At 41.5% G+C, this 25,115-nt stretch carries 22 protein-coding genes and 4 tRNA genes; 5 read left to right on the top strand and 21 right to left on the bottom strand.

Annotated features, from left to right (window positions below; genetic code table 11):
- Positions 1–70 precede the first annotated feature (70 nt).
- Positions 71–1,609: a S10 family peptidase gene (locus AUR67_RS01020; RefSeq protein WP_082665541.1), complete on the top strand. Its 1,539-nt coding sequence runs from the start codon at positions 71–73 to the stop codon at positions 1,607–1,609.
- A gap of 99 nt (positions 1,610–1,708) precedes the next feature.
- Here the strand turns inward: AUR67_RS01020 and nth are convergent, their stop codons facing one another.
- The 12 genes from nth to AUR67_RS00960 form a co-directional block, all read right to left on the bottom strand.
- The gene (gene nth / locus AUR67_RS01015) at positions 1,709–2,341 is read right to left on the bottom strand and encodes an endonuclease III (RefSeq protein WP_058583768.1); all 633 of its coding nucleotides are present in this window, start codon (positions 2,339–2,341) and stop codon (positions 1,709–1,711) included.
- A gap of 38 nt (positions 2,342–2,379) precedes the next feature.
- The gene (locus AUR67_RS01010) at positions 2,380–3,078 is read right to left on the bottom strand and encodes an electron transport complex subunit E (protein ID WP_054553694.1); all 699 of its coding nucleotides are present in this window, start codon (positions 3,076–3,078) and stop codon (positions 2,380–2,382) included.
- Positions 3,078–3,713 (bottom strand): electron transport complex subunit RsxG, encoded by a 636-nt coding sequence (gene rsxG, locus AUR67_RS01005; RefSeq protein ID WP_058583767.1) that lies wholly within the window; start codon positions 3,711–3,713, stop codon positions 3,078–3,080. The genes AUR67_RS01010 and rsxG overlap by 1 nt, the downstream gene beginning before the upstream one ends.
- The gene (gene rsxD / locus AUR67_RS01000) at positions 3,713–4,768 is read right to left on the bottom strand and encodes an electron transport complex subunit RsxD (RefSeq protein WP_058583766.1); all 1,056 of its coding nucleotides are present in this window, start codon (positions 4,766–4,768) and stop codon (positions 3,713–3,715) included. The genes rsxG and rsxD overlap by 1 nt, the downstream gene beginning before the upstream one ends.
- Positions 4,765–7,287: an electron transport complex subunit RsxC gene (gene rsxC, locus AUR67_RS00995; protein WP_058583765.1), complete on the bottom strand. Its 2,523-nt coding sequence runs from the start codon at positions 7,285–7,287 to the stop codon at positions 4,765–4,767. Before rsxC ends, rsxD begins: the two co-directional genes overlap by 4 nt.
- An 8-nt stretch (positions 7,288–7,295) precedes the next feature.
- Positions 7,296–7,850, bottom strand: coding sequence for an electron transport complex subunit RsxB (rsxB, locus tag AUR67_RS00990; protein WP_054563643.1), 555 nt, complete (start codon positions 7,848–7,850; stop codon positions 7,296–7,298).
- 1 nt (position 7,851) lies between these two features.
- Positions 7,852–8,433, bottom strand: coding sequence for an electron transport complex subunit RsxA (gene rsxA / locus AUR67_RS00985; RefSeq protein WP_054553689.1), 582 nt, complete (start codon positions 8,431–8,433; stop codon positions 7,852–7,854).
- Between the two features lie 175 nt (positions 8,434–8,608).
- Positions 8,609–10,552, bottom strand: coding sequence for an EAL domain-containing protein (locus AUR67_RS00980; protein ID WP_058583764.1), 1,944 nt, complete (start codon positions 10,550–10,552; stop codon positions 8,609–8,611).
- Between the two features lie 181 nt (positions 10,553–10,733).
- Positions 10,734–10,810: transfer RNA gene (locus AUR67_RS00975), tRNA-Asn, on the bottom strand.
- 29 nt (positions 10,811–10,839) lie between these two features.
- Positions 10,840–10,916 (bottom strand) — tRNA-Asn (locus tag AUR67_RS00970).
- A 19-nt stretch (positions 10,917–10,935) separates the two neighbouring features.
- A tRNA-Asn gene (locus AUR67_RS00965) sits at positions 10,936–11,012 on the bottom strand.
- A 21-nt stretch (positions 11,013–11,033) separates the two neighbouring features.
- Positions 11,034–11,110: transfer RNA gene (locus tag AUR67_RS00960), tRNA-Asn, on the bottom strand.
- 1,062 nt (positions 11,111–12,172) lie between these two features.
- Between AUR67_RS00960 and AUR67_RS00955 the strand changes: the two genes are divergently transcribed.
- Genes AUR67_RS00955 through AUR67_RS00940 form a run of 4 tightly spaced genes read left to right on the top strand, consistent with a single transcriptional unit; the run spans position 12,173 to position 17,134 of the window.
- On the top strand, positions 12,173–13,552 hold the full coding sequence (locus tag AUR67_RS00955; protein WP_058583763.1) for an MATE family efflux transporter: 1,380 nt from the start codon (positions 12,173–12,175) through the stop codon (positions 13,550–13,552).
- Positions 13,549–15,543 carry an excinuclease ABC subunit UvrB gene (gene uvrB, locus AUR67_RS00950; protein WP_054563646.1) on the top strand — a complete coding sequence of 665 codons (1,995 nt, stop codon included), beginning with the start codon at positions 13,549–13,551 and terminating at the stop codon, positions 15,541–15,543. The genes AUR67_RS00955 and uvrB overlap by 4 nt, the downstream gene beginning before the upstream one ends.
- A gap of 5 nt (positions 15,544–15,548) precedes the next feature.
- A complete protein-coding gene (locus AUR67_RS00945; RefSeq protein WP_058583762.1) occupies positions 15,549–16,478 on the top strand; it encodes a class I SAM-dependent methyltransferase in 930 nt (309 codons plus the stop codon).
- Positions 16,478–17,134: a tRNA (adenine(22)-N(1))-methyltransferase gene (locus tag AUR67_RS00940; RefSeq protein WP_058583761.1), complete on the top strand. Its 657-nt coding sequence runs from the start codon at positions 16,478–16,480 to the stop codon at positions 17,132–17,134. The genes AUR67_RS00945 and AUR67_RS00940 overlap by 1 nt, the downstream gene beginning before the upstream one ends.
- Before the next feature lie 15 nt (positions 17,135–17,149).
- Here the strand turns inward: AUR67_RS00940 and AUR67_RS00935 are convergent, their stop codons facing one another.
- The 9 genes from AUR67_RS00935 to AUR67_RS00900 form a co-directional block, all read right to left on the bottom strand.
- Complete coding sequence (locus AUR67_RS00935) at positions 17,150–17,392, bottom strand: hypothetical protein (RefSeq protein ID WP_058583760.1); 243 nt, start codon at positions 17,390–17,392, stop codon at positions 17,150–17,152.
- 69 nt (positions 17,393–17,461) lie between these two features.
- A complete protein-coding gene (locus AUR67_RS00930; protein WP_058583759.1) occupies positions 17,462–18,349 on the bottom strand; it encodes a DMT family transporter in 888 nt (295 codons plus the stop codon).
- Positions 18,350–18,421: 72 nt separating this feature from the next.
- Positions 18,422–18,580, bottom strand: a complete 159-nt coding sequence (locus AUR67_RS20840; protein ID WP_082401733.1) for a YbaM family protein — start codon at positions 18,578–18,580, stop codon at positions 18,422–18,424.
- A complete protein-coding gene (locus AUR67_RS00925; protein ID WP_058583758.1) occupies positions 18,577–18,849 on the bottom strand; it encodes a late competence development ComFB family protein in 273 nt (90 codons plus the stop codon). Before AUR67_RS00925 ends, AUR67_RS20840 begins: the two co-directional genes overlap by 4 nt.
- Positions 18,850–18,895: 46 nt before the next feature.
- Positions 18,896–19,789: a histone deacetylase gene (locus AUR67_RS00920; protein ID WP_201024567.1), complete on the bottom strand. Its 894-nt coding sequence runs from the start codon at positions 19,787–19,789 to the stop codon at positions 18,896–18,898.
- Positions 19,786–20,394 carry a primosomal replication protein gene (locus AUR67_RS00915; RefSeq protein ID WP_058583756.1) on the bottom strand — a complete coding sequence of 203 codons (609 nt, stop codon included), beginning with the start codon at positions 20,392–20,394 and terminating at the stop codon, positions 19,786–19,788. The genes AUR67_RS00920 and AUR67_RS00915 overlap by 4 nt, the downstream gene beginning before the upstream one ends.
- A complete protein-coding gene (locus AUR67_RS00910; RefSeq protein WP_055021493.1) occupies positions 20,395–21,171 on the bottom strand; it encodes a TSUP family transporter in 777 nt (258 codons plus the stop codon).
- A complete protein-coding gene (gene dinG, locus AUR67_RS00905) occupies positions 21,171–23,246 on the bottom strand; it encodes an ATP-dependent DNA helicase DinG (RefSeq protein ID WP_058583755.1) in 2,076 nt (691 codons plus the stop codon). Before dinG ends, AUR67_RS00910 begins: the two co-directional genes overlap by 1 nt.
- An 85-nt stretch (positions 23,247–23,331) precedes the next feature.
- On the bottom strand, positions 23,332–25,047 hold the full coding sequence (locus AUR67_RS00900) for a tetratricopeptide repeat-containing sulfotransferase family protein (protein ID WP_058583754.1): 1,716 nt from the start codon (positions 25,045–25,047) through the stop codon (positions 23,332–23,334).
- Between the last annotated feature and the right edge of the window lie 68 nt (positions 25,048–25,115).

The raw sequence follows: 25,115 nt of genomic DNA, 5'->3' as shown, positions 1-25,115 counted from the left end.
ATTCAAGACATAAATAGCAACGCTCTATTATCAAGCCCGATAAAGCTAAGCCTCCGAGGGAGAATAAAACATGGCGTATGTTGCCAATTTCAAAACTGTAGTCATCTCTACATTGTTTGCGTTTTGTACAAATGCGGTTAATGCAGATGAAACTTCAGAATCAAACAACAGTAAGAAGCTGATACCCGAAGCCACTAAATTTGTGACCCAGCATAAAGGTACTTTTAATGACAAAAGGCTGAAATACAAAGCTGTAGCCGGTGAAACCTATTTATTAAACAAAAACGAAGAGCCAACTGCTGCTATCTTTTCGTTTGATTACATAGCTGCAAGCGATAACAAAAACAGACCCGTTACATTTATTTGGAACGGTGGCCCAGGCTCATCGTCTAATTGGTTACATATGGGCGCCTATGGTCCTAAACGAGTTGTTGTACCAAGCGATGCTGCACATCCAGGAATGGCTCCTTACGAATTAAAAGATGCGCCTGAGACGATACTTGATGTGACTGATATGGTGTTTGTGGACCCTGTTGGCACAGGTTACTCGCGCGCCTTAGGTGACACTGAAAGCAAGGCGTTTTGGGGCTTAAATCAAGATGCAGCCTCTATCGCTGATTTTATTGCCCAGTGGCTAACAAAAGAAAACCGCTGGAATGCGCCAATATTTTTATTGGGAGAGAGCTATGGGACAACTCGAGCAGCAGCGGTTTCTAAAGTGCTTATGGATAAACACCTGATTAATGTAAATGGCATTATTTTTGTGTCACAAGCTTTAGACTATCAAGGTTCAAGCCCTTATGTTGATGACAACATCATTTCTTACATCACTTACATACCCACACTTGCTGCAACCGCTTGGTATCATAAAAAAGTAGACACATCTGGAGATTTTGAAGCATTTATAGATGCGAGCCGACAATTTGCAGTTGATGAATTACTACCAGCATTATTTAAGGGTAATACCCTTAGTAAAGCTGACAGAAAACAAGTTGTTGACGGCCTGCACCGTTATACAGGGCTAAGCAAACAATATATTGAGCAGGTTGATTTACGCATTAACGCCTTTAGATTCGCTAAGGAGTTATTGCGTGATGAGGGCGTCGCAGTAGGCTTTCTTGATGGACGCTATAAGCTTGATGAACGAGACGATTTAACAGCAGCTCCTAAGCAAGACGCGTCAAAAGTGATAGGGCCGGCATATAAAGCAGCACTAATGAAATACATGCGCACAGATTTAAACGTACAGTGGAAAAGAAAATACTTAAACCCTGGCGATCCTGATTTATCAGATAACTGGCGCTGGCGCACTGCTCCTGATGGACAAGGCTGGGAGCCAAGATACGTCAATACAGCGCCAGATTTATCTTATGTGCTTCGCAGCAATCCGCAAATGAAAGTGATGGTCGCCTCTGGTTATTACGATATTGTCACGCCATTTTTTGATGCTGAATACACCTTAAATAGACACGGTATATACGCTGATAAAATTGACTATCACTATTATCACGGCGGTCACATGATGTATGTTCACGAACCAGCAAGAGTAGCGCTGTTAAGAGATACGCGAGAATTTATTAAAAAGCAGGTGAGCCAAAACCAGCGATAATGGCTAGGCTATGTGTGCCAAACTCTGTGTTTGGCACATTTAGAAAATGAGATTATGGTGTGATGGGGGAAGGTGAAGAGCATCACCTTTAGATTTTAACTACTCAGTCTTTTCCTTAAACTCACACAAATCTTCGATAATACAACTGCCGCATTTAGGTTTACGAGCAGTACACACATAGCGACCATGCAGAATTAACCAGTGGTGTACATCGACCTTAAACTCTTTAGGTACCACTTTTTCTAATTTTTGTTCTACAGCAACTACATCTTTACCCATAGCAAACTTAGTGCGGTTAGATACGCGGAAAATATGCGTGTCTACGGCAATTGTTGGCCAGCCAAAGGCACAGTTTAAAACAACATTCGCGGTCTTTCTGCCAACACCCGGTAATGCTTCGAGCGCTTCACGATTCTCTGGTACTTCTGAGTTATGTTTATTGACCAGAATCTCACACATTTTATAGACATTATTGGCTTTAGAATTAAACAAACCAATGGTCTTGATGTAATCGCGAAGGCCTTCAAGGCCTAAATCAAGAATCGCTTGAGGCGTGTTAGCAACAGGGAATAGCTTACGGGTTGCTTTATTAACACCCACATCTGTTGCTTGTGCTGATAAGGTAACCGCAACTAATAATTCAAACGGGCTTGTATATTCAAGCTCTGTTTCTGGGTGCGGGTTTTGCTCACGTAAACGAGATAAGATCTCATAGCGCTTTTCTTTATTCATGGTGGCGTAAAGCACGCAGTGACGGTGCGTGCTCTCCTTTAAGTTAAACTTGTCACTCGGGCTCTAGGGCCTTTTTCTGCTTCTGGAGTAACAACTTGCTTAGATTTTATTTGTGTATCAATGACATTTTTTGCAGCAATCAATAAACCAAGCCCTAAAAAGGCACCCGGTGGTAAAATTGCCAATAAAAATTGGTTATCAAAACTGAATACTTCAATTCGAAGTGCAGCAGCCCATGGCCCTAATAATAAATCGGCGCCATCAAACAGCGTACCTTGACCAATAAGCTCTCGCATAGCCCCTAGCACCACTAAAACTAACATAAAGCCAAGTCCCATCATCAGGCCGTCAAAGGCTGAAAGTGGCACCGTATTTTTAGAAGCGAATGCTTCTGCGCGACCGATAATGGCACAGTTGGTAACAATCAGTGGAATAAAAATCCCCAGTGATTGATAAAGGCCAAATGTATAGGCATTCATCATTAGCTGCACGATGGTTACAAAGCCTGCGATGATCATCACAAAAACAGGAATACGAATATCTTTAGGTACCCAGTTACGCACAATCGATACGGTGACGTTAGAACCAACCAGAACCAATAAAGTTGCTAAACCTAGGCCTAATGCATTGGTAATCGTAGAGGTAACGGCAAGTAGCGGGCACAAGCCTAATAACTGCACAAGGGCAGGGTTATTGGCCCACATGCCATCTTTAAATAAAGTTTTAACTTGGCTCATTACTTGGCTCCTTGACAGATGTTTGGCGCAGCAAACAAGTTATCAAATTCAGCTTGGGCAAACAGCACAGCTTGTTTTACTGAGCCGACAACGGCACGCGGTGTAATGGTTGCTCCAGTAAACTGATCAAATTGGCCACCATCTTTTTTAACAGCCCAGCGGCTATCATCTTCACCCAGTACATGTTGGCCTTTGAAAAGGGTGATCCAGTCTGATTTTTTGACCTCAACTTTATCGCCAAGGCCCGGTGTTTCTTCGTGCTTAGTGACACGAACACCCGCTATTTCACCATTGGCAAAAACCGCCGTTAATAAGTTGATATCGCCGCTATAACCACTTGGTGTTACATGGCGCATCACTAAAGCGTAAGGCTTATTGTCTTTGTAAGCGCGATAAATAACTTGCTCTGGGCGTGGACCTAAGCGCTCATCGGTGATCACAACACAATCTTTGTACAGTTGATTGTCGTAATGATGGGCATCAAGTACTTGTTGAAGTTGCTCTGCAAGCTGTTGCTTTTCTTGCTCTTCAATACGCTCAGCAGTCAGGCTATGAGTCAGGGCCACAGTGCCTGTGGTAATGAGCGCAAATGCTGTAAGAATAGCGCCGTTTTTAGTCATTGAGGAAAGGATCATTATTTCACCCCATGGCCGTAAGTACGTGGTTGCGTGTAGTAATCAATTAAAGGCACCGCCATATTTAACAGCAATACACTAAATGCCATAGCATCAGGGTAACCACCGAAAGTACGAATTAAGTAAACAAGTAGACCAATTAACGCACCGTAAATTAAACGGCCTCTATTCGTTGTTGATGCAGAAACTGGATCGGTAGCAATAAAGAATGCCCCTAACATTGTTGCACCACTGAATAAATGAAATACCACGCCCGGCTCTGTGCCAGGAGCTGCAATATAACCTATACCACTGCACACGGCTAATGAGGCTAAAAAGCTAACAGGGATATGCCAATTAATGATTTTAGCTTTTAATAAATAAAGCCCCCCGATTAAAAAGCCGAGGTTAACCCAGCCCCAGCCAAGACCAAACCAGTCATTAAAAAGAGGCTTACTCATACTCTCAGCCACCGTTAAGTGATGGGCTACATCTGTTTTAACGGTATCAAGTGGTGTTGCCATGGTTGTTCCATCAATTGCTACACGTAATTGATCGACACTAAACCCAGCGCTGGTAAAACCATTGAAAATAACAGACAGCTGTTGTGAGAAGCTGATCGGAGATGCAAGTAAATCACTAACAGGTAACCAACTGGTCATTTGCACCGGAAACGATACAAGTAGTAATACATAAGCTGCCATAGCAGGGTTAAATAAGTTAAAGCCAAGGCCGCCATAAAGCTGTTTTACAATAATAATTGCAAACATACAGCCAATTACGATGATCCACCAAGGCGCTAAAGGCGGAATACTCAACGCCAGTAATACGCCCGTTAACCAAGCACTGCCATCACTAAGTGTTGGCCAAACTTTGCGTTTACGAAGTAGTAAAACAGCAGCTTCACAGGCGCTAACAGTAATAAGTGCGAGAACAAGCTGAATTAACACAGCGCTACCAAAAAAGAAAACTTGCGCGATTAAGCCTGGAATACACGCAGCAATCACTGTCATCATTAATCGGCTTAATGATTTATGGCTATGATTATGCGGCGAACTCGCCATGGTTAGTTTCATGACTTATCGTTTCCTTCTTGTTGTAACTTTTTGGCTTTAGCTCTTGCAATGGCACGAGCGACCGCTGCTTTTTTCTTATCTTCGCTAGATTCAGGAGCATCAGACTGCGGCTTGGCATCAGCCTCATCATTTGAATCATTTATTTGCTCTGAAGAATCGTCACTCTGTGCTTGCTCTTTAGCGGCTTTTTTCGCTTTGGCTCGAGCTATGGCAGCTGCAACAGCTGCTTTTTTCTTATCTTCGCTAGATTCAGGAGCATCAGACTGCGGCTGGGCATCTGCCTCAGTACTTGAATCATTAGTTTGTTGTGAAGAGTCGTCACTCTGCGTTTGCTCTTTAGCTGCTTTTTTTGCTTTAGCACGGGCGATAGCAGCTGCAACAGCAGCTTTTTTGTCATCAACTGGCGCGCTATCTTCTTCAGCTTCAGTTTGATTCTCAGCAGCTTGCGCTGCTTTTTTGGCTTTAGCACGGGCGATAGCAGCTGCAACAGCAGCTTTTTTGTCATCAACAGGTGCACTTTCTGCTTCAGCTTCAGTTTGATTCTCAGCAGCTTGCGCTGCTTTTTTCGCTTTAGCACGAGCGATTGCAGCAGCAACAGCAGCTTTTTTGTCATCAACTGGTGCACTATCAGCTTCAGTCTGATGTTCAGCAGCTTGCGCCGCTTTTTTCGCTTTGGCTCGAGCGATTGCAGCTGCAACAGCAGCTTTTTTGTCATCTTTTGGCGCAGCCTCAGTTTCAGCAGAAGCGTTTTCTTCTGTAGCTTGTGCGGCTTTTTTCGCTTTTGCGCGGGCAATAGCGGCAGCAACAGCAGACTTTTTATCGTCTTTATCGACGCCTTCTTCACCTTGCTCTAGTGCTTTTTGCTCTTTGTATTTACGTGCTTGTTCTTTACGTGCTGCACGTTCTTTAGCCACTTCAGAGTTATCAGGCTCAATCTCTGCACCTTGCTTTTTCGCTTTCGCACGGGCAATAGCTGCAGCGACAGCTGACTTACTGTCTTTATCATCAGATTTAGATTTAACACGCGCGAGTGCATCGGCCACTTTTTGTTTTTCGCCATCTGACTTAGCAGCCGGCTTACGTTTATGGCGGTTTTGACGCTCTTCTTGTTCGCGCTCTAAGCGCTCTTTACGTGCTTCAAAACGTTCTTTTGCTCGTTCTGCTTTAATTTGCTCTGCTTGCTGCTCTTTGATTTCAGCCTTAGCAACACGATAGTACTGCACCAAGGGGATTTCGCTTGGGCAAACATAAGCACAGGCGCCACATTCAATGCAATCGAATAAATTGTGCTCGTTGAGTTTGTCGTATTCTTTAGACTTAGCAAACCATTGTAATTGCTGAGGTAACAATGAAGCAGGGCAGGCGTCAGCACAGGCACTACAACGAATACAGGCTTTTTCATCACCCGGCTCAGCAAGTTCATGGTGATCTGGCGCTAAAATACAGTTCGTCGTTTTAACGACACCAATGCGAACTGTTGGCAGAGTAAAGCCCATCATTGGACCGCCCATAACCACACGCTGCTGTGGAACCGGAGAAAAGCCTTGGCAGTCTAATAAATGTTTAATTTCAGTGCCTAGTAAAGCCCACACATTACCTTGTTTATGAATGGTGTTACCGGTTACCGTTACTACACGCTCTATAAGAGGTTTACCTTCATGTACGGCTTGATTTACCGCAAACAAAGTACCGACATTTTGCACCAACATACCAATATCGGCAGGAATACTACCACTTGGGACTTCTTTGCCCGTTAGCAGTTTAATTAGCTGTTTTTCACCGCCAGAAGGGTAAACCGTTGGCACTGTTTGCACTATGATGCTGTCGTTATGTTGTGCTGCTTGTTTCATGGCAGCAATAGCATCGGGCTTATTATCTTCAATACCAATAATTGTCAGCTGTGGACTTAACAGCTGCTGCATTAATTCAATACCGGCAATTATGCCATCGGCATGTTCGCGCATTAGCATGTCATCAGCAGTGATATAAGGTTCACATTCAACGGCATTAACAATTAAAAACTCGATGGCTTTACGGGTATCTGCTTTTACATAGGTTGGGAAACCTGCGCCGCCCATACCTGCAATACCGCTTTGATGAATGATATCTACAAGCTCATCATGGGAAAGTGCTTTGGCATCAGGCACAGGGTTAAGCTCGCACCAGTTATCTTTACCATCAGGTTCAATAATAACGCTAAGTTCAGGCAACGCCGACGGGTGAGCAGAGGGCATTGGGCAAATATCGCTGATCAACCCTGATGTTGGCGCGTGCACAGGCACTGACCAATTACCGCTTGGTTTAGTTAAAGCTTGGCCTTTTAGAACCTGCTGGCCTTTTTCAACAATAAGTTTACCGTTAGCACCAATATGTTGTTTTAGAGATACAACGAGCTTGTCTGGTAGTGGCAGTCTTGCAATGGCTTGTGTTGTTGATTGCAGTTTTTGACCCGGTGGGTGAATGCCCCCAGGTATAGACCACACTTTGCCTTGTTTAATTTGATCTATTAACTTTTCCATCTGTGCTCCTAATCTACCTGAGTCACAGGGATTGCGTTTAATTGCCATTTCCAGGTTTGTTTGGTTTCTTTTACAGGCAGCATATCAATACAGTCTACAGGGCATGGTTCAACACATAAGTCACAACCGGTACATTCATCAATTAATACAGTGTGCATTTGGCGGGTTGCGCCAACGATGGCATCAACAGGGCAGGCTTGAATACATTTGGTGCAGCCAATACATTCATCTTCACGAATATAGGCAACAGTTTTAACAGGATCTGCTTGCTCACCGCCAGCCAGCGGTTTTGCTTCTACACCCATTAAATCAGCGAGTTTTTTTACCGTGGCTTCGCCGCCTGGCGGGCACTTATTTATTTCGTCACCATTGGCAATTGCTTCTGCATAGGGACGACAGCCAGGGTAGCCACATTGGCCACACTGTGTTTGCGGTAAAATGGTATCAATTTGGTCAACAATAGGGTTGCTCTCAACGCGAAAACGCACGGCGGCAAAACCTAAAATTAAACCAAATATTAGCGCTAATGAACCTAACGCTATCAAAGCATAAAACAAGGTCATATTAAAACTTCACTAATCCTGTAAAACCCATAAAGGCCATCGACATAAGGCCTGCGGTGATCATCGCAATTGAAGCACCTTTAAAAGGAGCAGGGACATCAGCCGCAGCTAAACGCTCACGTAATGCGGCAAACAGTATTAACACCATAGAGAAGCCCACTGCGGCACCAAAGCCGTACACAGCCGATTGTAAGAATGAGTGGTCTTCTTTGATATTAAGTAGAGCAACACCTAAAACAGCACAGTTAGTGGTGATAAGCGGTAAGAAAATCCCTAATAAGCGATAAAGTGTCGGGCTGGTTTTTCTCACCACCATTTCGGTAAATTGCACGACAACAGCGATAACCAAAATAAAGCTCATGGTACGCAAAAATTCGATATCCAGCGGGATCAAAATATAATGATTCACCAGATAACTGGTCACGGAGGCAAGTGTAAGTACAAAGGTTGTGGCTAAAGACATACCAATCGCGGTATCTAACTTACCCGATACACCCATAAACGGGCATAAACCTAAGAATTGAACTAAAACGAAGTTGTTGACTAGTACAGTGCCAATCAATAACAAGACATACTCTGTCATGCGTGCCTCACGAGAATAAAAACGGCTCTATTATCCTTTTTTATGGGGGCCGACACAACACATGAGGGACGAATAGCTAAAATTAACAAAGCTGTTTACGATTAAAGTGTTAAAGCAAAGTTAATAGATGGAATAGGCCCAAAAATAGTAAGGTTTTTTGGGCCTTAAAGAGAGGTTAGATATCTTTTGGCTTTTCGATGTAATAGCCTTGCACACCATCTAAGCACAGTGTTTCGATGATATGTTTTTCTTCTTGGCTTTCTACGCCTTCAGCAAATACACTCACACCAATACGGTGAGCAAGATCTACCATTAAGCGCATAAAGTATTGATTGTTTTTATCTTCTTCGAGGCCGCGAGTATAGCTTGCATCCATTTTGATAAAGTCAGGTTTTAAGTCTCTAAAGAATTTAAATGAGGTTAACCCCACACCAAAACGTTCTACAGTAATGCGTGCGCCCACGCGATGTACCATATCGATAAAGCGTTTACTTGCTTTAATGTTTTGTTGTAATCCAAACTCACTGACTTCAAAAATAAGTTTTGATGCAATGTTACTGTCTTTCAGTAAGCGGCGTTCAAGCCAGATCACAAACTGATCATTGTGAGCGCTTGATGCCGTAACATTAATACCAAAGAATTTTTCAGAGAAATTACGCGTTTTAACTTTTTCTAAAGTGGTATCGATAATTAAGCGGTCAATTTCCATTGCCATTTCTAGCTTCTCTGCCATAGCAAGGAAAGAGGCTGTTGGCAGCATTTGATTTTCTGCGGTTTTAAAACGAACTTGAATCTCGGCATAGGCTTTAACACTTTTACCTATTGGCATAATGTTCTGCATAACCAAGTGAACACGTTTCGACTCAATCACTTCGCTAATAACTTTACGCCAGTTTTGGTTACCAAAACCTGCGCTGGCGTTATTAACTAAGTCTGTTTCGCGCTGCACATGCCATGCATTCGCTTGTTTTGATTGCGCCATACTCATAGCATTATCAACAATCGATAATAACTCACCAAGCGGCTTACCTTTTTCGTAGCCAACAATACCTGTGTTAGCAACTGAACTTAATTCTTGGTTTTGCTGATACTGAGTAAATCGCGATTGTAAGTTATCGCCAAAGCGTTCAGCTTCTTTAAGAGGGGTATTAGGCAATACTACTGCAAAGTCAGAGCTGTTTAAACGAAAAACCTGACTGCCTGTATAGGTGCCGCTAATATGTTTAATAATATCGGCCACACCTTTTACGTATTCATCACCTTTTTGGTAACCACGGGTTTGGTTGATGGTTTGCAATTCGCTACAACGAACCATGGCAAGCGAACCAAAGGTGCTCTTTTCTGCGTTTTCAATATTCTTTTCGTAGTACTCAACAAACATATTTCGATTGCCAAGGTTTGTAACTACATCTTTATACGCTTCTTTTTTAATATTTAGCGCATTATTTTGAATGTCATCATGCTTGGTCTGTAAGAAATGCGATAGGCGATTGAACGATGGAATTAAATCTTTGCTTAGCTTCTTTAAGCGGGTGGTATCCATCGCTTGCTCAAGGTCACCGTTAACCTGATTTTGGTTGATATAAATATCAACAATATCTGAAATGGTCGTACTAATTTTGCGATTTAGGCGGCGGAACATGCTCTTCATATAAATAATAGGAAGTAGGGCAATAAGGCCTGAAATTAAAACGACAATAAATAAAGACTGTTGTAATAGGCTAGCTAGATTGTGTGCATTAATCGTAAACTCTACTTTAATGTCAGATGTTTGATTAACGGCGAACTGAGGGCGAATAGAATTAAAACTGTTATTAACTATTTCAGCAAACAAGGGGAGGGGTTGGCTAGATTCTACCATGCTTACCACTTGACCTGATTGATCACGGATCACAAGTTTAGAAAAAGTACTGCCATCGGCAAATGCTTTTTGTATTTTCTCTGGTGCAAGTTGCTCAATGGTTTGTGTATTTATATATGCGTTTACTACACGCTGTGCTTTTTGCTGTGCATCACTGACTGCGCTATCAAAGCTAAGCGCAATAAAGTACCCACCTAATAATGCAAACAGCAACCAAGATATAAGTTGTATGAAAATAAGTTTTTTAAAGCCAGCCATGTTCTTATCTTTTAAAAGCCTAAAGGAAGGAATCAATTCCTTGATTGATTGCTTTAAGTATAGTCGTTGTATTCTAAAGCATAATATAGAATAAACTTAAATTAGGTTAGATTATAAGTGCTTTAAAGTCTAATACAATCGACGAATAGTAGTAGATAAAATTTTAATAGATTCGTGGAGTTGGCTCCCCCTCCCCGACTCGAACGGGGGACCTGCGGATTAACAGTCCGTCGCTCTAACCAACTGAGCTAAGGGGGAACTAAATAGAGTAGTGTGGTGCTATGATTTGGCTCCCCCTCCCCGACTCGAACGGGGGACCTGCGGATTAACAGTCCGTCGCTCTAACCAACTGAGCTAAGGGGGAACAATCATATTCATAAACTTGGCTCCCCCTCCCCGACTCGAACGGGGGACCTGCGGATTAACAGTCCGTCGCTCTAACCAACTGAGCTAAGGGGGAATCGTTTATGATTGAAAAACTTGGCTCCCCCTCCCCGACTCGAACGGGGGACCTGCGGATTAACAGTCCGTCGCTCTAACCAACTGAGCTAAGGGGGAAGCGTCATGCCTTTCAACGGGGCGAAATATTAATGACAGCATTGCAAAGTGTCAACATAAAAACTTCATAAATTCAAAAAAGAAGCTTATTCGATGTTTTTATGTTCGATCTGAGCAAAATGTAGCTGAAAAGCTCAACATTTTTTGCTTAGCAGCGGGGGATCTATGTCGAATGCATCACTTTTTTGCATGCTTTTTGAGCTGAGTCATTTTTTAAAAATATAAAAAAGGTTTCTTTGCTAAGTCATTCTTTACCAAATCGAGGAAATAACTATTTATGTAATGTTTTTTTCGGATGGCAAAAAATAGATCTAATTCTTTTCGAGGCAGTTCCCACTCCTGATATTTTTTCGTGTATTTCCTTAATGAGGTAAAGCTAGGCTTCCCCGATTTTTGAAAGAAAATTCTAAAATTAGTTGGCTTCAATTATACACAAGGTAATTTTAGTTCTTTTTATCAGATGTTTAGCTTGTAATCTTTCTTTGTATTTTAATTGTCATACTTAAGTTCACGTTGCTGTAGAACATTTTTTGCGCCTTCTTTTCACTAAACTTATAAAACGGTTAAAACAAGATGCTTTGCTATTTATAGTATTGTGCGTTTCAGGCTAGCCTTAAAAGCCTTTATATTTGCGGCTTCTAGAGAGTTATCCACGGTTTCTGTGGATAACTCTGTTTATTAAACTTTAAGAACAGCTATAGTGCTAGGATTTTCGAGGGCTACAGCAATTTCAAGTATTTAATTAACTTTTTTTAATTCATTTTAAATCAATGTGTTAGTGTTTTTATCTGAAGCCTTGCTGAATTGATGAGTAAATTTATTCGTGACGATGAAATGGTGCTATTTATTGTGTAAAAAAACAGCGAATACTGCCTTTTAAATGTAACAAAGCTATTAAACTTGTTTTTATATTGTTTTTTATGAGGGTTAGTGGTTATTTTTATGTCAAAGCGTCAAAAGTAATAGTTTTGTGTATGAATTTTGATTCTGTTAATAAAGCATAGCTTGCAAGAGAAGGATGCTTTAAACTTACAGGTTCAGAAAAAGAGGCAAAGTATTCCCATGAGCGTGAAACCGCAGAGCAAAACTAAACCTGATCTTTTAAACTCACCCATTCTCCCAACCTTGAAAAAAATGACCATCCCAATGATCTTTGGCATGATCACCCTAATGATGTTTAATTTGGTTGATACCTTCTTCATTAGTTTGTTAGGTACAGAGCCTCTCGCCGCTGTCAGTTTTACCTTTCCTGTTACTTTTACTGTTATTAGCCTTGCAATTGGTTTAGGGATAGGTACCTCTGCGGTGATAGCTAAAGCACTTGGTAGTGATAAGTTAGATGAAGCACGTTTTGATGCCAGCATGTCGTTGTTGGTATCGGTGGTGATGGTGTTTAGCTTATCTGTAGTAGGTTATTTATTAATAGATCCGATTTTTAAGTTATTGGGTGCTGGCGAATTAGTCTTACCGCTTATTCATGAGTATATGAGTGTGTGGTTCTTAGGCAGCGTATTTCTAATTACCCCTATGGTTGGCAACTCTGTACTTAGAGCCAGTGGCGATACTAAAACGCCAAGTATTGTTATGGGGGGAGCAGGGCTGATTAATGCTATTTTAGACCCTATACTTATTTTTGGTTTTGGACCTGTTCCGGCATTAGGTATTCAAGGCGCAGCTATTGCTAGTGTTATTGCATGGTCAGTTGCTGTCGTTATCATTTTATACATTCTTGCGGTAAAAAATGGACTATTGAGTTTGCATGCAGGTGTACAAACGCCGCTTAGCTCGATTCGTAAAATTCTTAAAATTGGTTTACCTGCGGCTGGCGCAAATATGCTGACACCTATTGCCATGGCGGTCATGACAGCATTAGTGGCTAAACATGGTCCTGAAGCGGTTGCGGCGTTTGGTGTAGGCAGTCGCATTGAATCTATCGCAAGCCTTGTGGTGCTTGCTTTGTCGATGACCTTACCGCCATTTGTGAGTCAAAACTTTGGGGCAGGTAAGTTTGAGCGTGTTAAAGAAGCCTACACAAAAACCTTGAAATTCGTGATGATTTGGCAGTTCGCTATTTATATTTTACTGCTGTTAACCTCTGGCTTTATCGCTGATGTATTTGGTAAAGAGCAAGCAGTAATGGATGTAATTAAGTTATTCATTTATATCTTGCCATTGAGTTATGGCTTGCAAGGGGTGATTATTTTATCTAACTCTTCATTTAATGCCCTGCATAAACCAATGAATGCACTGATTTTAAGTGTGGTACGCCTGTTTGTTTTTTATGTACCTTTTGCTTATATAGGCAGCGAAATTGCAGGCTTAACCGGTTTATTTATTGGTGCGGCGATTGGTAACTTATTCACTGCAATGGTTGCCTATAAATGGTTTATCAAAGAAGTTGATGGGTTAAGTGAGTCATATATGAAGGAGTGTCATTCATGAGCGACCATTTCCAACTAGTTTCTAAATTTCAGCCAAGTGGTGACCAACCAACGGCAATAGCACAATTAAAAGATGGCCTAGAGGCTGGGCTGGCGCATCAAACATTATTAGGGGCTACGGGAACGGGTAAAACCTTCACCATGGCCAATATTATTAATGATTTGAATCGTCCAACTATCATCATGGCACACAACAAAACGCTCGCTGCACAGCTTTATGGCGAAATGAAAGAGTTTTTTCCTCATAATGCGGTTGAGTATTTTGTATCTTATTACGATTATTACCAGCCAGAAGCCTACGTTGTTGCTAGCGATACCTTTATTGAAAAAGATGCGTCTATCAATGAACATATTGAACAAATGCGTTTAAGCGCCACCAAAGCGCTGCTTGAGCGACGCGATACCATTATTGTAGCTTCGGTGTCTGCCATTTATGGTTTGGGCGATCCTGACTCATACATGAAGATGATGCTCTTGCTAAAAGTGGGTGAAACCGTCGATCAGCGCGATATGCTGCGCCGTCTTGCTGAGCTGCAATATACACGCAACGATATTGAATTTAGCCGTGGTACTTATCGCGTTCGTGGTGAAGTGGTCGATATATTTCCTGCAGAATCGGACACTTACGCTGTTCGTGTGGAAATGTTTGACGATGAAATTGAACGTTTGAGTATTTTTGATCCGCTTACAGGGGCTGTTGAAAAGCATATTGTGCGCGCAACTATTTATCCGAAAACGCACTATGTAACTCCCCGTGAAAAAATTCTTGATGCCATTGATAAAATTAAAGGTGAGCTTAAAGACCGCCGAGCTCAGTTACTTAGTGCCAACAAACTTGTGGAAGAGCAGCGTATTGCTCAGCGCACCCAGTACGATATTGAAATGATGACCGAGCTTGGTTATTGCTCAGGCATTGAAAACTACTCGCGTTACTTATCAGGTAGAACACCAGGCGATCCACCGCCGACATTATTAGATTACCTACCTGATGATGCATTGATGATTATTGATGAATCACACGTTACTGTGTCGCAAATTGGTGCTATGTATAAAGGCGATAGAAGCCGTAAGGAAAATCTTGTTGAGTATGGCTTTCGCTTGCCATCGGCATTAGATAACCGCCCATTACGCTTTGAAGAATTTGAAGCCATTGCGCCGCAAACTATTTATGTGTCGGCAACACCTGGTGACTTTGAGCTTGAGCGCTCATCAGGGGAGGTTGCTGAGCAGGTCATTCGTCCAACCGGGCTTATAGACCCTGAAATTGAAGTGCGCCCTGTGGGCACCCAGGTTGATGACTTACTCTCAGAAATCTATAAACGAGTTGAAGTGAACGAGCGAGTACTTGTCACTACTTTAACTAAGCGCATGGCAGAAGATTTAACCGACTATCTCAACGACCATGATGTAAAAGTTCGCTACTTGCACTCAGACATCGACACCGTTGAACGAGTCGAAATTATCCGCGATTTACGTGCCGGTGTGTTTGATGTGTTAGTGGGCATTAACTTATTGCGAGAAGGTCTCGACATGCCAGAGGTTTCACTTGTTGCGATACTTGATGCTGATAAAGAAGGCTTCTTACGTTCGACTCGCTCACTTATTCAAACCATTGGTCGTGCTGCGCGTCACTTAAATGGTAAAGCGATTCTTTATGGCGACCGCATAACTAACTCGATGCGACAAGCCATTGATGAAACAGACCGTCGCCGTGAAAAACAACAAGCTTATAACCTTGAGCATGGTATAGAGCCGCAAGCACTGGTTAAAAGTATCACCGATATTATGGATGTGGGTGAAGAAGCAAGTCCGAAAGATAACCTTAAGTTGGTGCGTAAAGAGTCTAAACAAGTGCTCAGCGCGAAAGATATTGCTAGCCAAATCAAAACCCTTGAAGCGAAAATGCATGCTTATGCTAGCGATCTTGAGTTTGAAAAAGCGGCGTCTGTGCGTGATGAAATTCACGAATTACAACAACAGTTAATTAACTAAAGATGATGACAAACGATTTTTCTGCCATTTTAAATGCTTTAGCAGAGGCTCCACTTGCTGCTAATGAATTATGTCGTGTATTCCATGGCCGTGGTCACTCAGTCGCTGAGCTGAGCCACATAAACTTAGACTTTTATCCGCCAGCACTCTTTTTAGTTTCATATAAAGAAATAGATGAACAAGTGCTTGCACAATTAACTGATACCCTGTGGCAATGGGCGCAACAGAATGCGCCAGAGCTTGTAAGTGCATTGGTTTACCAACAACGTAGCGGCATTAACACTCGTAACGCCCTGATGTTTGGTGAATTACCCCAAGAGCACCACGTCAGTGAAAATGGTATTAAGTTTAAAGTCGATTTATTGAGTCGCCAAAATACTGGGATTTTCCCTGATATGCGCCGTGGCCGCGAGTTTGTTCAAGCCAATAGTAAAAATGCAAAAGTGCTCAACCTATTTTCATACACGTGTGGCTTCTCTGTTGCAGCAATGCAAGGCGGTGCTGACCAAGTTATTAATATGGATATGAATAAAGGGGTGCTGCGAACAGGTAAACAAAACCATCAGTTAAATGGTTTTTCTCAAGGTGTTAGTTATTTTCCGCACGACATTTTAAAGTCATTCGGTAAGCTTAAAAAATCAGCGCCGTATGAATTAATCATTGTTGATCCACCGAGCTTTCAAAAGGGCAGCTTTATATTGACCAAGGATTATCAAAAAATCTTGCGTCGTTTACCTGAGCTGTTAAATGAAAACACCCAATTATTACTGTGTGCCAATAGCCCAGAGCTTTCAGAGCAGGCGTTTAAAGATCTCATTAGCGATCATACACAAGGAGCAATTAGTTTTGTTGGGAGATTAGCTCCTACCGATGGTTTTATTGAAGTAGACAGTGATCGCAGCTTAAAAGCGTTAGTTTATAAAACAGTAAACTAATGGCACTGAGTAAACGACTATCAGCCATCATTGATGTGGTAGATCCAGGTTATGACGAAATCTGGGATTGTTGCTGTGATCACGGTTTGTTAGGCATTGAGCTGCTACTGCAAGATAAAGCACCGCTTATACATTTTGTTGATATTGTGCCTGAGTTAATGCAGGCACTAAGTGATAAACTCGAACGTTTTGCTTCAAGAGAGCAACGCGGCCGTTGGCAGGTACATTGCCAAGATGTAGCAATGATTTCACCAGACCCTAAAAAACGTCATCTTGTTATTATTGCTGGAGTGGGTGGTGAGTTGTTAGTGCGGTTCTTAGCGAAGATTGTAAGCCAACAGCCAAATACGCATATCGACTTTATTATTTGCCCAGTGCATCACAGTTATCAAGTTCGTAGCTATTTACAAACATTGCCATTGGGGCTCGTCTCTGAGCAGTTAGTGTGTGAAAACAAACGATTTTATGAAGTTATAGCCATGAGTGCGTCATCCTCGCAACAGATCACTCGAGTAGGGCACTCAATGTGGCAGCTAACAAGTAAAGAGCACCAAACGTATTTAAAGCAGTTATGTGCTCATTACCAACGCATGTTAAATCAAGACGCCGATTATTATCAGCCAGTGCTTGAACAATACAGGGCATTATTGTCTTAATTAGAGTTAACTTAATTAAAGTTTATTAATCTCTTGTTTTACGTTGTAGCTAGAGTCAGTGACAATGGCTTCGAGGGTTTGTACACGCTCTCTTAGCTCTTGCAACTCTTTTGTTACTTCGGCTACATGTTCGTTTGCTTCTTTTGAATTTTTTAAAGTTCGTGATTTAAACTCAAGGTGTTTTTTATACATATCATAAATTACCCCAGAGCCGACTGATATCAGCACGATTAACACCACCATGGTAGTACCTGACATACACTTCTCCTTCCTTTTTTAGTACCTAATAGAGTATAGATTGTATTTAAAAATGCAATTTGCATTCTGTTACAAGGTGTTTCGTTTTAGAAACGGCTTGATGCGAATAAAGCCTGTAACGAGCATGGTACCTGCGATAACACACAGTGCGCCAACCAAGGTATTGGGACCAATTTGCTCATCTAAAATTAAATTTCCCCACACTATGCCAAAAAGTGGAATCAAAAAAGTAACAGTCAACGCAGAGGTTGGGCCAATGTCATCAATCAAGCGAAAGAACAAGATATATGCTACAGCAGTGCACAGTACTCCGAGTGCCACCACACCAAGCATAACTTCGTTAGTTGGCATTTCTCTAGCAGGAATAACAAAAATAAGCGGCAGCACCATGATACTCGCCGCCCACATACTGCCATGGGCATTATCAAAAGCAGATAACTTAGGTGCATGTTTAGTGTAATGAGATGCGATGGCGTAGCTGAGTGAAGCACACAATGCTGCAACAATTGCTGTGATGGCTTGGCTGTCGATAGTGAGGCTATTTTGCCCCACTAAAATTGCTACGCCTGTTAAGCCTAATAGCAAGCCAAGCAGCATACTTTTAGTGGGTTTAGTTTTACTCCAAATAATACCAACAAGGGCACCCCAAATTGGCGTTGTTGAATTTAATATGGATAAAGTTGAGGCATTGATTGTTTGTGCTGCATAGGCAAACAATAAGAAAGGAATGGCAGAATTAAGCGCGCCAATAATGAAAAAATGCTTTTTGTGGGTCGCGAACGCAAGTTTCTTGCGTAAGTACAACGCAAAAATAAACAGTGTTATTGCTGCAAAGCCAACTCTTAACTCAATTAATACCGCAGGGCCTAAGCTATTCGCTGCCATGCGCATAAATAAGAAGGAAGCGCCCCAAATAGCAGCAAGGATGAATAAGCGTAATAAACTTGGCAATGACATGGTTTTACATTCTTAAATTATAAAACCTGAGCATACCAAATTTATGCCCCAATACTCGCCATTTTCGGACTATTAATCAGTTGATTGTGGGAGTTTCTTTTCGAAGTCAGACTTTACGATTTCTAAAGCAGCTAATACATCTTCGGCGGGAACGTCGTTTTGCTCTAAGAGCATAATGAGATCAACAGCAATTTTTATATAGTTAGGCGCGCTTTCTAACTCACTGCTCATGCTTGTAGTTCCTTTTTCTTAGCAACTTGGCTGATGGCCACATCGATAGCAGTTTGTACTTGTTGCTCCATTTTAATGCGCTCTGTTTGCGGCAAATAAAATTCCATATCAACATCATAGCGAATGTAGCGGGCTGGCAGTTGATTTAATACAGTGCAGCATAAATCTGCCATAACATCATCACTATAGGTTGATTCTAAGTTGCGCTTAGTGATGTCTTCGACAACTAATTTTTCATAGTAGTTGTGAATGTCGTCATGCAATTTCATACAGATTGAACCTAATTAAAAAGTCACTTTAAGTGTATACCAAGCTTTAAAATAAATCGACAGCAGCCCTAAAAAGCTGACCATGAACATCAACCAAACGGCTTACATTTCGTTGATAGCCACCGCCCATAGCTGCAAACACTGGGATTTTAGCTTTCTTAGCTTGATTTAATACAAAATAGTCACGTTGATACACTCCCTCTAAACTAACTTGAAAGTGCCCTAACTCGTCATCTGTTGCGATGTCTGCGCCGGCGTTATACAAAATGATATCTGGCTGGTGGAGTCTAGTTGTTAGGGCTAAAGCTTGTTTGACGGTCTCTAGGTATTCAGCATCTGTAGTGCCATGCTCAAGTGCAAAATCGTAGTTTGATTGCTGCTTAATACGCGGGAAGTTTTGCTGACAATGAATTGAGCAGCTAATTATTTGAGGATGTACTTGCGTAACTTCAGCTGTGCCGTCGCCTTGGTGAACGTCACAGTCAAAGATTAATACGGTGTCGGCCTGCTCAGTATCAATCAAGTGTGCAGCAGCTATCGCTAAGTCATTAAAAATACAAAAGCCACTACCATAGCCTGTAAAAGCATGATGATAACCACCACTTAGGTTAAAAGCAGCACCCTGTTGTAAGGCAAACTCAGCGCCTTGAATACTCGCCCCAACAGAGTAAAGTGTTCGCTCAACCAATTCAGTGGACCAAGGAAAGCCCATTTTTTTAATGGCTTTGCTATCAAGACTACCAGCTAAAAATGCGTCGACATACACGGGGTTATGGCACAGAGTAAGCTGAGCTTTAGTGGCTTGTTGTGGGGTAATGAAATACTGTTCATCAATAAAGTTGCTGACAAGCTGTTTTAACAAGCGATATTTATCAATGGGAAAGCGGTGACGCTCAGGTAAAGCTAACGCTGAATAACTTGGATGGTAGTAAAACATTATCTCAGCTGCTGTTTCTCGACCTGTTGAATTTTGTCTTCAGTGGCAGAAATTGCCTTACGACAACGGCCAAGTCTTGCGTGTAATGCGAGTATTTCTTTGTTAATTTCGGCTGCTTGTTGTGTATTTGCAGCTTCTAGTTTTAGTTTTCGCTCTTCGATCATCAATACTAAGCGGCGTTCAAACTCATGGTTTTGCTTTAGTTCGTCATACAGTTCATGGGATGACTGCATGATTTTTTTAACTGCTTGTTTATAAACCTGTGGTTTAGCTTTTGGCTTAAAACTGTACTTATTTTCTTTAGCCCATACCGGGGTTGATTTGATCACATTAAATACCGCCTCTACCTGAAGGGTAATGCGCTCAAGTGCATATTGGTAAGCATGGCGATGCTCAGCAGGCGGCAAGCTGTTTAGCTCATCTTCGATTTCGCTTACGTAGTCAGCAAGCTTCATACTTTTTGTGCTAAACACGGCTTTATCAAACAAACTTGGTTGGGCTTGCATATAGCGATTTTTAGCAAATAAATTACCCTTATCAAATTGTGTGGCTAATTGTTTGAGCCTTTCAATTTGTGAACGTAGTTTATCTAAAGCAGTCGATTGCATTTATAAATAAGCCTCATAGATTAACTTTAATGCTAACACTATAACCACAGTGTTAAACACTGGGCGGATCATTTTACTACCAAACTTTATTGCTGAATGTGCTCCTAACCATGCTCCAAGCATCAAGAAAAAGCCCATTGTGATACCAAGTAAAAAGTTCACATGGCCAAGCGCCACGAATGTGATCAAAGAAATAAAGTTTGAAACAAAGTTCATTGAGCGGGCAAGGCCACAGTTAAGCAATAAGCTCATTTTATATAATAGGCTATTTGAGGCTGTCCAAAATGTGCCAGTTCCTGGGCCTGCTAAACCATCAAAAAAACCAAGCCCAAGACCTTGCAGCCATTGTTTAATTTTAGTTTTGCTATCAAGCTTTGGTAACTCGTTATGCTCAGTTGTACTCAAACTGCCAAATAAGCTGTAACAAGCAACTAAAATAATCACCACAGGTAGTAATTTATTTAAAAACTCAATACTTAAGTAATCAACCACTAAAGTGCCTACGAGAGCCCCAATGGCTGTTGCTAAAATGGACGCAGCCCAAAACCGTGGGTTGAACAACTTTTTACGAAAATAGGTCACGCTGGCCGTCAATGAGCCAAAACTCGCTGCAAGTTTATTTGTGCCTAAGGTGAGGTGGGGCGGTAAGCCTGCAGTTAATAGCGCTGGCACAGTTAACATCCCGCCACCGCCTGCAATTGCATCAATAAAGCCCGCTGCCAGTGCGACTGCGCATAATAGTGCCCAGGTTGCTGGGTCTAAAGCTAATTCAAACATTAATAATCAATTTGTCTTTTAAAAGGTGGCAAGGTATCGAGCATGGCTTTGCCATATCGCTTGGTCACTAAACGGCGATCAAGGATAGTAATGCGACCCTGATCATTTTCTTTGCGCAGCAGTCTACCACAGCTTTGTACTAATTTCTTTGCCGCATCAGGTACGGTTATCGAAAGAAACGGGTTGCCACCTTTACTTTGCACAAACTCAGCCTGAGCTTCTTCTATTGGTGAGGTAGGCACCGCAAATGGAATTTTTGTAATTACCAGGTTTTCTAGGTACTTACCTGGTAAATCAAGACCCTCAGATAAACTTTGAGTGCCAAATAAATAGCTAGCACGGCCTAAATCTATATTAGCTTTATGCTTTTTAAGCAGAGCTTCACGAGACATTTCACCTTGCACTAAGACCTCAATTCCTTTGCTACGAAGCGCTTTAACAACATGATCCATCTGCCAGTAAGAGGCAAACAACACTAAATTTGCTTTTTTATCATCAAGGAACTTAGGTAATTGCTCAGCCAAGTGGTCGCTAAACGCTTTATCGGTCGGCTCAATATGGCTGGCAGGGATATGTAGCGTCGCTTGTTTTGGGTAATCAAACGGAGAAGGGACTTTTATGTATTTTACGCCTTCTTCTTTGGCAAGACCGCATTCATAGGCAAAGTGATCAAATGAACCCAATGCAGTTAAGGTGGCTGAACAAAGTACGGCACCCGCACATTGATTCCATAATTTATCTTTTAGGTAATAGCCAACTTCAATAGGGCAATCACTGAGTAAGTGGTCGTGATGGTTCTTATATTCTAAGCGTTTGATCCATCGCGCATGGGGAATACCTTCGCCTTTTGTGGCGTAACTAAACCACAGCTTGTTTAATAACTCTAGACGATTAATGTACTGACCACTTTCAGCCAAGATTGGATCGGCCACATAAGGTTTTATATCGCCATCACTTACGTCTTGCACTAGGGTATCGTGCATCTTGTTGAGTGCTCTTAGGGCATCAAGGGTGGCATCGCTAATATCTTTTGCTTTGGTATGTAAAGATGCTGGGATTTCACCGTGCTCAAAACGATAGGTGTCATCACTGTTATAGTTAAAGTCTGCGTTATCAAGAATATCACGCACCACTTTTAAGTTTTTGCCGGCATCATTGATACTGTCACTGAGCTTAAAATTTTGCCCAATTGCTTTTTGACCTACGAGCACATTGGCCATTTTACCTGCAAATTTTACCAGTTTGTCGAGCCAGTCTATGGTGCCTTTAATGGTTGCTGCAGCAGAAGAAAAATCGCGGGTGATATGCGCTAAATGGTGTGCTTCATCAATCACATAAATTGTATCGTCAGGCTCAGGTAGAATTTTACCGCCACCCAAATCAAGATCAGCCAATAATAGAGAATGGTTGATCACTAGCACATCCATTTGCATCAGACGCTGACGCGCCATATGAAAAGGGCATAGCTGGTGAGCACGCATTTGTCGTTGGCATGAATGCTTATCACAGGCAATTAAATTCCACACTTTATCAGGGATGGTATCAGCCCAGCTATCGCGGTCACCTTGCCATTGCTTTTTTGAATAAGCATCATAAAGTTGCTTTAAGCATTTGGTTTCCATATCAGATAGCGGCGATGACAGGGTCGGCATAAACTCCATTTGCGTTTGACTGTCGCCATTTACAGCAGCACTGAGTTTTTGTGCACAGATATAGCGCTGTCGACCTTTCACTAAATCAAACTTGATGTCTAGACCAGAGTGCTCTTTAAAAAAAGGCAGCTCCTTACTAATTAACTGCTCTTGTAGGGCAACGGTTGCCGTCGAAATCACTAATTTCTTTTTCTTGGCCATCGCTAAGGGCAATGCCCCTAAACAATACGCTAACGATTTTCCGGTCCCGGTGCCTGCTTCAATAACACAAATTCGTTGGCTCTTGTGATATTCGCCAGCCAGCGTTTTTGCTATCTCGGCAACTAAGTAGTTTTGACTGCTTCTAGGGCGGTAATCGGTGAGGTTATCAGCAACATGCTTATGAATTTGCCGAATTGTTTTTTTTAAAGAGTCAGAAAGCATGCCCAGAAAACCTAAAGTATGTATATAATTACAGTAATGAATTTTAGAGATTTAACTGGGCAACTACAAGCGACTTGTTTGATTATTATTTTATTAGCTTGAGTAGGGGCTCCAAATGAACTTTATAATTTGTCCATTGCGTTAGAGCATCTTTGTAAATCGGTTGTCTTACTTGCTCTGAGCTTGGTGTCATTATCGGACGCTGATGAGTATAAAAGCTCATGCAGCTTTCATGCATTTCTAAACTACAATAATCAAGCAACTCAGAAACTGTATTGGAAAAATCATTAACAAGGCTTTGATAGTCAACGTTGAAGATTTCATCTGGATAAAGAGCATGCCAGTGCGACATTAAATCTGCGTAATCATTTATATATTGTGCAAGCGATTTGAAATCGTAGCTATAGGCGTGGCCCTCAGAAAAAGAATGCTTGTATAAACTCCATGCTGTTGCAGCTTTATCTCTTGTTACTTCGAGAATTTTAGCGTTTGGAAATAGAGTTTTTATTAATGCGATATGGTGAAAATTTGCGGGTTGTTTGTCGATAAAGACCTTATTTTTTCCGCGTAGTGGAGCAATAAAATTTAAATACCTTGCGGCATAATGAGCCTTATCTTGTTCTGAAAGTTTATCAAGGCCATAAGGTACATCTGAGAGTTTTTTACTCTCAAGCTCTCGCGCAATTGCGTTAATTTCTGTTAATTCATAACTTGCATCAACATCAGGGTGGCTTGCTAAAATTTGCTCAACTAAGGTAGAGCCACTGCGAGGTAGACTGACGATAAAAATCAGCTGTAACGACTCATCAAATGCATTATGAGCCATTGGCTTCTGAGTTAAATGTTGCGTGCAACGAGAAGTGAAATTACTAGGCTTGTAGGGCGTTAGTGACTTTTGAATACTGTTCGCTTTTTCTAACATCGCAAATGATAAGCTGAAGTTACCTTGTTGTTCATATGCCTTTGCGAGCGCAAAATAGAATTGAGCACTATTAAGGTTTGGCTTAGCAGCTTGCGTGAGCTGTTTTAGAAAGTCTACATCCTTACTGTCAAAAATGTAGGTCTTTAAGTTTGCTAAATTCCAGTAAGCCTCACCAAGTTTTTTATCTATTTGCAGTGCTCGCTTGTAGTGATCAATTGCAAGCCCAGTATTACCTTTTATTTTTTCAATGTTGCCGAGGCGAAGGTGGCATTGGGCTGCGTAATAGTTTGCATCAAGTAACTTGTTATAGATGGTTGTAGCTTCATCAAATTGCATTAATTTTACATGAGCGATCGCTAATAGGCTCTCAATGTATAATGTCGGTGAAGATATCGACGAGTGGTAAAAAGAGATTAACTCATCAAATTGCTTGGTATTGAGTAGGGCTTTACAGTAGCTTTCTTTAACAGTTTGTCTTTGCGAGTTGTTCTCAAGGTTATGTTTTGATATTGCAAAGTAAGCTTTGCTATCACCCACTTTAAATGCGATCTCAGCCAGCGTTTCGAGTGCTCTATATTCATTTGGAACTAATTTTAATAATTGCTGAATGGTTTGCTGCGCTTGCAGAGGGTTTTGGTTGGTTAATTGTTGTTTAGCCGTGTCTAATTGTTTATTAAACCAATAAATCATTTCATATTGTTTGAGTGCACTTTGCTGTTGTTCATGCTCTTGCAGTAGTTTGTGAATATTAGCAAGTAAAGCCCAGCCATCGTGATATTCTGGATTTTCATTGAGTACCTCTAACAACATAACTTTAGCTTTATGTGGTTCTGTAGCAACGAGTGTCTTTGCGTTATTAATCGCATCAATTGGGCTCATAATTGGCTCTTATAATTTTATGTAGTTAGGGTGTACTATACCCCTTCCGTAATAGATATTTGAAGTAA

It is taken from the genome of Pseudoalteromonas sp. XI10, assembly GCF_001469895.1.
Taxonomy (GTDB): domain Bacteria; phylum Pseudomonadota; class Gammaproteobacteria; order Enterobacterales; family Alteromonadaceae; genus Pseudoalteromonas.
Note: the sequence above shows the minus strand (reverse complement) of the source record. Positions and strands in the feature narration are given on the sequence as shown.